Below are 9,176 nucleotides of genomic sequence, written 5' to 3'. Positions count from 1 at the left end.
CCCGTTTCATCCCTGGCAGGGGACAGCTTTCAGTAGGTGAAGGTCTTGACCAGGACCAGGTCGCCGATGGTGCGCAGCGGCACCACGAAGGTCTCGCGCTTCTCGTCGACGCTGTTTTCGTTGAACACCAGGTTGACCTGGGCGGTGATCACGTCCTGCTGGTTGGCGCCGGCCTGGAAGTTATAGCCCTGCGCGCCGAAATTGCCCCAGTAGTTGACGTAGACCAGGTAGGTGCCGTGCAGCGGCGCGGCCATGGTGAACATTTCCGGGCCGGGGCCGTCGACGCCGTCCGGGTCGAGGCCGCCGCCGTTGCCCAGCCGCGGGCGCGCCCAGAAGGCGTGCTGGCCGTCGGGGGTGACTATGTGCAGGTCCAGCTCGGCCTTGGGGTCGTCCCAGCCCAGGGCCACGCGCACCCGCGGCGGCACGCGCCCGGCGTTGGCCTCGTAGAACTGCACGCGCTTGAGCGACTGGCCGTCGGCGCTGGCCACCTCGACGCTGTTGGAGCCCGCGCCGAAGGCATAGGGGCGGACGAAATGGCCCTGGGCATCGGTGTATAGAGGCAGCGGGTTGCCGTTGACCACCAGGCGCTGGGCGCGGTCGGTGCCGGCGAGGTTCTTCAGGTCGCCCTCGATCAGGCTGCGGCCGCGCTGGCCGCCACGGTCGATGGGCGGGGTCGGATAGGCCACGCGCGGGCTGTCGAGGTCGTCGAGCAACCCCGAGTAGCGCCAGCCGGCGGCCGGGCTGGACAGTTCGGCGCCGGGCCCGGCATACGACGACGCCAGCCACAGCAGGCCGAGCAGCAGCGCGAGGCTGCGGGCGGAATCCTGGAAACGCATGAGCAATCCTTTGTCGCGCGTTGGAAGGGGGTAAGTGTAACCGCCTGTAAAACGGCTTGAAATGGCCTTCGGGCAGAGTAAGTGATGCTGTCTGCGAATTCAGATTCTGCCTAGACCGCGCCCCAGCGGGAGGCTGTCCAGGGCGTAGGGCGTATAACGCCTACGGCGTTATACGCCGTTTGACCTCGATCCCAGTCGCGCTTCGAACTCGGTCACGGAGCGCCTGTTTCCGGGCACTCCGAGTTCGACTGCGACACCGGGCATAAGCTCGGTGTAACGGCGTATAACCGCGAACGGTTATACGCCCTACGCCGAGGGAGGGCTGGGCGTAGGGCGTATAACGCCTACGGCGTTATACGCCGTTTAACCTCGATCCCAGGCGCGCTTCGAGCTCGGTCACGGAGCGCCTCTTTCCGGGCACTACGAGTTCGACTGCGACACCGGGCATAAGCTCGGTGTGACGGCGTATAACCGCGAACGGTTATACGCCCTACGAACTTGCCGGCTGACGCCGCGATTCGGGGTTGAGCACCTCAGATCCACCCACCCCACTGCAGGATGAACAGCCCGAGGTTGGTGGTCAGCGCCGCGGCCAGGGTGGTGATGACGATGATCGAGGCCGCCAGTTCGGCGTTGCCCTGGGCGGCGCGCGCCATCACGTAGCTGGCGGCGGCGGTGGGGCTGGCGAAGTAGAGGAACAACACACCCAGTTCGGCGCCGCGGAAGCCGCAGAGCCAGGCGGCCGCGGTGCACAGCGCCGGCAGCCAGACCATTTTCATCAGGCTGGCGCTCAGGGCCAGGCTGCCGCTGCTGCGCAGGGCCGGCAGCGACAGGGTGCCGCCGATGCAGACCAGCGCCAGGGGCAGGGTCATCTGCGCGAAGTAGTCGCCGGAGGTGAGCACCCAGGCCGGCAGCTGGATGCCCCACCAGGCGAACGGAAAGGCCGCCAGCACGCCGATGATCAGCGGGTTGACCAGCACCTGGCGGGCGATGCTCAGCGGGTCGGACTTGAGCGCCGGGCTGTAGATCGCCAGGACCACGGTGGCCAGCGTGTTGTAGCAGAGGATCACCAGGGCCGCGAGCACCGAGCCCAGGGCCAGGCCGTGCTCGCCGTAGAGGCTGGTGGCCAGGGCCAGGCCGACGATGCCGTTGTTGCCGCGGAAGGCGCCCTGCACGTAGACGCCGCGTTCTTGCCGCGGCACCCGCCAGTGCGCCCAGGTCCAGGCGAGCAGAAAGCCGCCGAGGGTGGCCAGGCAGAAGAACGTCAGCACCGCCGGACTGGCCGCGCGGTGCAGGTCGGAATGGTAGATGCCGAGGAACAGCATCACCGGCATGGTGGCGTTGAACACCAGGGCCGAGGCGGTCTGGATGAAGCCCTGGTCGATCCAGCCGACGCGGCGCAGCAGCACGCCGATGAACAGCATGGAGAACACCGGCGCGGTGATGCCGAGGGTCTGGAACAGCAGTGCGAGCATGGAGGGGAAACGCCGGCGGAAGAACTGCGGCGATCATAGCAAGGGGCGGTGCTTCGCGTGCTAACGATTTGCCTCAGGCGGGCTCCGCTTCCTCGGCCCCGGCACGCGCCCGGTGGCTCTCGGGCGCCGGCAGTTCCAGCGGACGCTGTTCGTCCAGGCGGGTGAGCTTGCCGTCGACGCTGGCGCCGTTCTCCATGCTCAGCTGGCGGTAGTGGATATTGCCGATTACGCGGGCGTTGGAATGCAGTTCCAGCAGGTGTTCGACGTACAGGTCGCCGACGATGGTGCCGTCGATCAGCGCGTCGTAGCTGCTGACGCAGCCCTCGATCCGCCCTTCCGCGCCCAGGGCCAGCAGGCTCTGGGTGCCCGGCTTGTGGCGCACGTTGCCCTGGATGCGGCCCTGGACCTTCAGGCCCTCCTCGAACTCCAGGTCGCCCACCAGCGCCAGGTTGCCCGACAGCAGGCTGGAAAACCTGTCCACCGCCACCTGCGGCCCTTTCTTCTTGTTGCTGCTGAACATGTTCGTCCTCCTGCGGATCACTTGGCGGGTTTCTGCTGGCGGTAGAACGCCAGGTCGGTCTTGAGCTTCTTGAGTTCCCCGGACATCTGGTCGATGCGCCGCTGCAGCTGCTCGCGCGTGGCCTGGGCCTCGGCGGTCAGCAGGCGCTGGCGCTGCAGGTCGGCGGCCAGCGCGGCATTGCCGGCCTGCAGCGCTTCGATGTGCTGCTGTATTTCGGCCTGCTGCGAGCCGCGCCAGAAATGCAGCGCGGCGAAGGCCATGGCCAGCGCCAGCGCGGCCCAGAGCAGCGGCCGGTAGCTGCGCGCTACCTGGGCCCGCGGCTGGTGCTCGGCGCGCAGCAGTTCGCGGGTGGTCGCCGGCCTAGTCCTGCGCCAGCGCATCGAGAGCCTTCTCCATGTCGCCGAGGGAAAGGAAGTGCTGCGGGTCGACGAACTCGCCGCGGTAGAGCACTTCGAAATGCAGGTGCGAGCCGGTGGAGCGGCCCGTGGAGCCCATGGCGGCGATGCGCTGGCCGGGCATCACCACGTCGCCGACGCGCACCTCGGCCCTGGACAGGTGCGCATAGCGGGTGAGCAGGCCGTTGCCGTGGTCGATTTCCACGCGGATGCCGTAGGAGCTGAAGGGACCAGCAGCGACCACCCGGCCACCGGCGGCGGCCTGGATCTCGGTGCCGCCGGGCGCGGCGAAGTCGAGCCCGGAGTGGAAGGCCAGGCGGCGGTTGAACGGGTCCAGCCGGTTGCCGAAGGCCGAGCCCAGGCGCGCCTTGTCCACCGGGCGGTGGGTGGGGATGGCGAGGAAGTCGGCGTTGCGCCGCGACACCGCGTCCAGCAGCAGGTCGAGCTGACGCCTCAGGCAACGCGCGGCCTCGGTGCCCTGCTGCACGTCGACCAGCGGCGCGGCCTGGCATGGCCGCGGCGGCAGCAGCAGGCCGCCCTCCCCCTCAGCGCCGCGTGCCGGCGCCTGCTCCGGCACCAGGCCGGGGTCGATGCGCGCCAGCTTGCGGGCGATGTCCTCGTGGCCGTCGACCACTTTCAGCAGGTAGGCGGCGTCCTTTTCCAGCACTTGCAGGCGCCCGGCCAGCTCGCCCAGGCGCGCCACGGCGAAGCGCTGCTCCGGCGTCTGCTGCGGGGCGGCCTCGGCCAGCGGCGCGGGCGGCGCCATGACGCGGCCGAGCCACAGGCCGGCGGCGAAGGTCAGCAGCGCCAGCGCCGTGGCGCCGGCGAGCGCGAGGCCAAGGAAGCGGCGCGGGTTCACCAGGCGCAATGCCTCGCGCGTCAACGCCTGACCAGAAGGGGAAAGACCATGCATGGCGATATCCGGAATCCGAATGCGACGGGCTGTTTACCGCAAAGCCGTCGAGGGTACCGGGTATCGGTCAGGGAACGATGCAGCAGTCCCCAAAACTGCCAATCAATTGCGAGCTTTCCTGCAAAATCTGAAGGAATTCACAGCACGATCTTTCCCAAAATCCTATCGCCGGGGGATTCCCTTGCGACAGGTAGGCGTGTCAGGCCGGGAGCACCGCCTCGACCTCCCGCAGGTGACGATCCTCCAGGCGCAGCTGGCGCTCGTGGAAGCGCCTGAGGTCGGCGCGGTGGCCGATGCTGACCAGGGTCACGCCGGGCAGCTGCTCCAGCAGGGTCTGGTAGAGCGCGGCTTCGTCGTTGTCGTCCAGCGCCGAGGTGGCCTCGTCGAGGAACAGCCAGGCCGGCGCGTAGAGCAGCGCGCGGGCGATGGCCAGGCGCTGCTGTTCGCCCGGCGAGAGCAGGCGCTGCCAGTGCTGGGCTTCGTCCAGGCGTTCGCCCAGGTGCTCCAGGCGGCACAGGCGCAGCACTTCGCGCAGGCGCTCGGGGCCGTGCCGGTCGGGCGCCTCGGGGTAGCTCAGGGCCGTGGCCAGGCTGCCGATCGGCAGGTAGGGCTTCTGCGGCAGGAACAGCGTGCGCGCCGCGGGCATCTGCACCTGCCCGGCGCCGTAGCGCCAGAGCCCGCTCATGGCGCGCAGCAGGGTGCTCTTGCCGGCGCCGGAGGGGCCGCTGATCAGCACGTGTTCGCCGGCCCGCAGGGTCAGGTCGGTAGGCTCCAGCAGCACGCTGCCGTCGCCCAGGCGCAGGCTCAGGTGCTTGAGCTGCAGGCCGTTGCCGGCGGCGTGCACGGCGATGCTCTCGTGCTCGCCGGCGACCTCGTCCATGGCGTTGCGGAAGCTCAGCAGACGGTCGCAGGTGGCGCGCCAGGTGGCCAGGCTGGAGTAGGCGTCGATGAACCAGCTCAGGCCGTCCTGGACGTTGCCGAAGGCGGAGTTGATCTGCATGAGCTCGCCGAGCTGGATCTTGCCGGCGAAGTAGCGCGGCGCGGCCACCACGATCGGGAAGATGATGGCGATCTGGGCGTAGCCGGAGCTGAAGAAGGTCAGGCGCTTCTGCACCTTCATCAGTTCCCAGAAATTGCCCCAGACGTTGCGGAAGCGCGTCATCAGGCGTTCGTTCTCGCTGCCCTCGCCGTTGTACAGGGCGATGCTCTCGGCGTTCTCGCGGATGCGCACCAGGCCGAAGCGCAGGTCGGCCTCGTAGCGCTGCTGCTGGTTGTTCAGGCCGATCAGGCGGCGGGCGATCAGGTGCGTCAGCCAGCTGCCGACCAGGGCGTAGAGCAGCGCGGCCCAGAACATGTAGCCGGGAATGCTGATGCCGAACAGCTCGATGCTGCCGGACACGCCCCAGAGGATCACCGAGAAGGACACCAGGCTGACCAGGTTGCGAATCAGCCCCAGGCCCAGGCTCAGGGTGGTGTCGGTGAAGCTGTTGAGGTCCTCGGACAGGCGCTGGTCGGGGTTGTCGGTGTAGCCGCGCTGTTCCAGGCGGTAGTAGTTCTTGTCGGACAGCCAGGCGGCGAAGTGCTTCTCGGTGAGCCAGCGACGCCAGCGGATGGTCAGCATCTGCGTCAGGTACAGGCGGTACACGGCGACCAGGATGGCCACCGCGGCGATCCCGCAGAAGTACAGGATCAGCCGGATGAAGGCATCGAGGTCCTTGTTCTGCAGGGCGTTGTAGAAGTCGCGGTACCAGGTGTTGACCCACACCGAGACGCCCACGCCGACCAGCGACAGGGCGATCACCACGATCAGCAGCAGCCAGGCCGTGCCCTTCTCTTCGCTGCGCCAGTAGGGCGCCGTCAGTTTCCACACCTGGGAGAAGAAATGCCCGCGAACGGCATCGTTCGCGGCACGGTACTCGGCGCTTTCGGTCATTGATCAGGGCTCGGCACGGGCGGCACAAAAAAAAGAGCGCCCAGTCGGCGCTCCCTGTCTTAGAACCTGTCTACGATCTGCTGCGCGTCGGCATAACTGCGTTAAAAACAGGCGAGTGATGCTCATTTAGCGGACTGAACTCGAACGCGAGCCCGGTGCCTCCCTCGCCTGTTTTCGCCTTGTTCTGCGCTAGCTCGCGAGATCGTAGATACAGCTTCTTATGAATTCCTTAACGCCTTACAGGGCGCTTCTGCAGCTTACGCTGCAACGTCCGCCGATGCATCCCCAAGGCGCGGGCGGTAGCGGAAATGTTGCCGTCGTGCTCGGCCAGCACGCGCTGGATGTGCTCCCACTGCAGGCGGTCCACCGACATGGGGTTTTCCGGCACCAGGCTGTCCAGGTCGGCGTGCTGCGAGAGCAGTGCGGTCAGCACGTCGTCGGCGTCGGCCGGCTTGCACAGGTAGTTGGTGGCGCCGCGCTTGATGGCCTCCACCGCGGTGGCGATGCTGGAGTAGCCGGTGAGGATCACCACGCGCATCTCCGCGTCCAGCTCCAGCAGCTTGGGCAGCAGCACCAGGCCGGAGTCGCCGTCCATCTTCAGGTCGAGCACGGCGTAGTCGGGCAGGTCTTCCTTGGCCAGGGCCAGGCCTTCCTCGGCGGAGCCGGCGACCGATACGCGCAGGCCGCGGCGGCTCATGGCGCGCGCCATCACACGGGTGAAGGTGGCGTCGTCGTCCACCAGCAGCAGGTGGGGTTGCTCTTCGCCTTCGAACAGATTCTCTTCGCTCATGGGTACTTCCTCGCGCGTGGGTTCACACCACACCGTAGCTGCGCGGCAGGCGCAGCTCGGTAAGCGTGCCGCCGTCTTCGTGGTTGTACAACTTCACCGTGCCGCCGGCGCGGGTGACGCTGGCCTGGCTGAGGAACAGGCCGAGGCCGAAGCCCTTGCCCTTGGTGGTGAAGAAGGGTTTGCCGAGTTGCTCGGCGATCGCCAGGGGCACGCCGGGGCCGTGGTCGCGGATGCTCAGGCAGATGTCGGTGGCAGTCCAGTCGACGCAGATCTCCAGGTCGTCCGGGCAGGCATCGGCAGCATTGTTCAGCAGGTTCAGCAGGGCCTGGGTGAGGTCGGTGGGCGGCGTCAGCCGCGGGGCGCTGCCCGGGCCCAGGTTCAGGTAGCGGTAGGTGGCCTCCGGGCGCATCAGGTGCCAGCGGCGCAGCACCGCCTCCAGCCATTCGTTGACGCCCTGCTCCTGGATGGCCTGGCGGCGGTCGGCCTCGGCGGCGCGCACCAGTTGCTGCAGGGTGTCCTTGCACAGCTTGACCTGTTCCTGCAGCAGCGCCAGGTCTTCCTGCAGCAGCGGATCCTTCGGGTGCGCCTGGCGCAGCTCCTTGAGCAGCACGCTCATGGTCGCCAGCGGCGTGCCCAGCTCATGGGCGGCGCCGGCGGCCTGGGTGGCCACGGCGAGCAGTTGCTGGTCGCGCATGCCCTCCTCGCGGCGCTGCGCGACTATCTGTTCCTGGCGGCGCAGCGCCTGGGACATGCGCGCGACGAAGAAGGTGATCAGCCCGGCGGCCAGGGCGAAGCTCAGCCACATGCCGTAGATCAGCAGGTAGTCGCGCTGCGCCGGGGCGATGTTCAGCGGGTGGAACCACACCAGCAGCACCGTGTAAGCGGCCAGGGCCAGGCCGGCGAGGACGATGGTGTAGAGCCACGGCAGGGTCGCCGCGGCGATGGTCAGCGGCACCAGGTAATAGGAGACGAAGGGGTTGGACGAGCCGCCGGAGAAATACAGCAGGGCGCTGTGGATGATCAGGTCGCAGCCCAGCTGCACCGCGTATTCCACCTCGGTCACCGGCCAGGGCCCACGCAGGCGCAGGGCGGTGGCCAGGCACAGCACCAGGGACACGCCGAGGGTCACCCCCAGCGCCGCCCAGGGCAGCGGGATCAATTGGGCCTTGTAGGCGATGCCCACCGAACCGGCCTGGGCGGCCAGCACGAGAATACGGATGAGCGTCAGGTGCAGCAGGTTCTGCCGGCTGGCGGATAACTGGAAAACCGGTGTGCGCATGGTGAATTCCGGAATTTGCGCGAGTATAGCCAAGCCCCTTCCCCTCTCGGTGCGTCATAGCGACACAGCATACGAGATAAAGGCTATCGCGATTCAACCCCTTTGAACGCCGACCTGCGTCAATAGGTCTGACTGTCCATGTGCGGGGTCGTCTACCCTGCACCCGGGACTCATTACAGGACCAAGGAGTCGAACATGTCCGCATTGAAGAAAAGCCTCGCCGCCCTGGCCGCAGCCGTCGCCCTGGCCGCCACCAGCTTCGCCGCCCACGCCGACGAGCCGCGCTACAACCTGGTGTCGCTGCACGCCGAGGCCAGCCAGGAAGTGGCCCACGACCAGATGCACGTGACTCTCTTCAACGAAGCCCAGGCCAGCGACCCGGCCAAGCTCGCCGCCGAGACCACCGCCGCCCTCAACGCCGCGGTGACCGAGGCGCGCAAGGCCAAGGGCGTGACCGTCAGCCTGGGCAGCCGCAACAGCTACCCGGTGTACGACGACAAGGGCCAGAAGATCACCGCCTGGCGCGAGCGCGCCGAACTGCGCCTGGAAAGCTCGGACTTCGCCGCGCTGTCGCAGCTCACCGCCAGCCTGCTGGGCAAGCTGAAGATGGGCAACATGAGCTTCAGCATCGCCGACTCCACCCGCCAGCAGAACGAGGACAGCCTGATGAAGAACGCCGTGGCGGCGTTCAAGGCCCGCGCCCAGCTGCTGACCGACTCCCTCGGCGGCAAGGGCTACCGCCTGGTCAACCTGAACTTGAACAGCGCCGGCGCGCCGCGGCCGATGCCGGTGATGCGCATGGCGGCGATGAAGGCCGACGCCGGCTTCGCCGCGGCCCCGGAGATCGAGGCCGGCACCAGCCAGGTGACGGTGACCGCCGACGGCACCATCGAAGTGCAGATGCCCTGATGCGGGCCCGCCGCGGCGCCACCCGCCCGGGCGCCGCGGCGGGCTTCTTGCGTTATTGCGACATTCCCTTACGACTTCCCCACAGCTTCTACACTGTGGCGGGTGTGGCCCTTGCGCCCGGCATGT

The 9,176-nt window shown here is 67.9% G+C and carries 9 protein-coding genes; 1 reads left to right on the top strand and 8 read right to left on the bottom strand.

The window, feature by feature from the left end:
• Positions 1-29 precede the first annotated feature (29 nt).
• From BM060_RS04440 to BM060_RS04405, 8 genes are all read right to left on the bottom strand, one after another.
• Positions 30-836 carry a YfaP family protein gene (locus BM060_RS04440; protein ID WP_074977635.1) on the bottom strand — a complete coding sequence of 269 codons (807 nt, stop codon included), beginning with the start codon at positions 834-836 and terminating at the stop codon, positions 30-32.
• 533 nt (positions 837-1,369) lie between these two features.
• Entirely contained in the window at positions 1,370-2,311 is a 942-nt protein-coding gene (locus tag BM060_RS04435; protein WP_074977632.1) for an AEC family transporter, read from the bottom strand.
• Between the two features lie 73 nt (positions 2,312-2,384).
• A complete protein-coding gene (locus BM060_RS04430) occupies positions 2,385-2,831 on the bottom strand; it encodes a bactofilin family protein (protein ID WP_009617754.1) in 447 nt (148 codons plus the stop codon).
• 17 nt (positions 2,832-2,848) lie between these two features.
• Positions 2,849-3,211 carry a hypothetical protein gene (locus BM060_RS04425; protein ID WP_074977629.1) on the bottom strand — a complete coding sequence of 121 codons (363 nt, stop codon included), beginning with the start codon at positions 3,209-3,211 and terminating at the stop codon, positions 2,849-2,851.
• A complete protein-coding gene (locus BM060_RS04420) occupies positions 3,192-4,139 on the bottom strand; it encodes a M23 family metallopeptidase (protein WP_074977626.1) in 948 nt (315 codons plus the stop codon). The genes BM060_RS04425 and BM060_RS04420 overlap by 20 nt, the downstream gene beginning before the upstream one ends.
• A 199-nt stretch (positions 4,140-4,338) precedes the next feature.
• Complete coding sequence (locus BM060_RS04415; protein WP_074977624.1) at positions 4,339-6,072, bottom strand: ABC transporter ATP-binding protein/permease; 1,734 nt, start codon at positions 6,070-6,072, stop codon at positions 4,339-4,341.
• Positions 6,073-6,301: 229 nt separating this feature from the next.
• Positions 6,302-6,862, bottom strand: a complete 561-nt coding sequence (locus tag BM060_RS04410) for a response regulator transcription factor (RefSeq protein ID WP_009617747.1) — start codon at positions 6,860-6,862, stop codon at positions 6,302-6,304.
• A 22-nt stretch (positions 6,863-6,884) separates the two neighbouring features.
• The gene (locus tag BM060_RS04405; protein WP_009617745.1) at positions 6,885-8,141 is read right to left on the bottom strand and encodes an ATP-binding protein; all 1,257 of its coding nucleotides are present in this window, start codon (positions 8,139-8,141) and stop codon (positions 6,885-6,887) included.
• Between the two features lie 195 nt (positions 8,142-8,336).
• On the opposite strand from BM060_RS04405, the gene BM060_RS04400 reads away from it, so the two are divergent.
• A complete protein-coding gene (locus BM060_RS04400) occupies positions 8,337-9,050 on the top strand; it encodes an SIMPL domain-containing protein (RefSeq protein ID WP_064582061.1) in 714 nt (237 codons plus the stop codon).
• The last annotated feature ends 126 nt before the right edge of the window (positions 9,051-9,176 follow it).

Source organism: Pseudomonas citronellolis (assembly GCF_900112375.1).
Lineage (GTDB): Bacteria > Pseudomonadota > Gammaproteobacteria > Pseudomonadales > Pseudomonadaceae > Pseudomonas > Pseudomonas citronellolis.
Note: the sequence above shows the minus strand (reverse complement) of the source record. Positions and strands in the feature narration are given on the sequence as shown.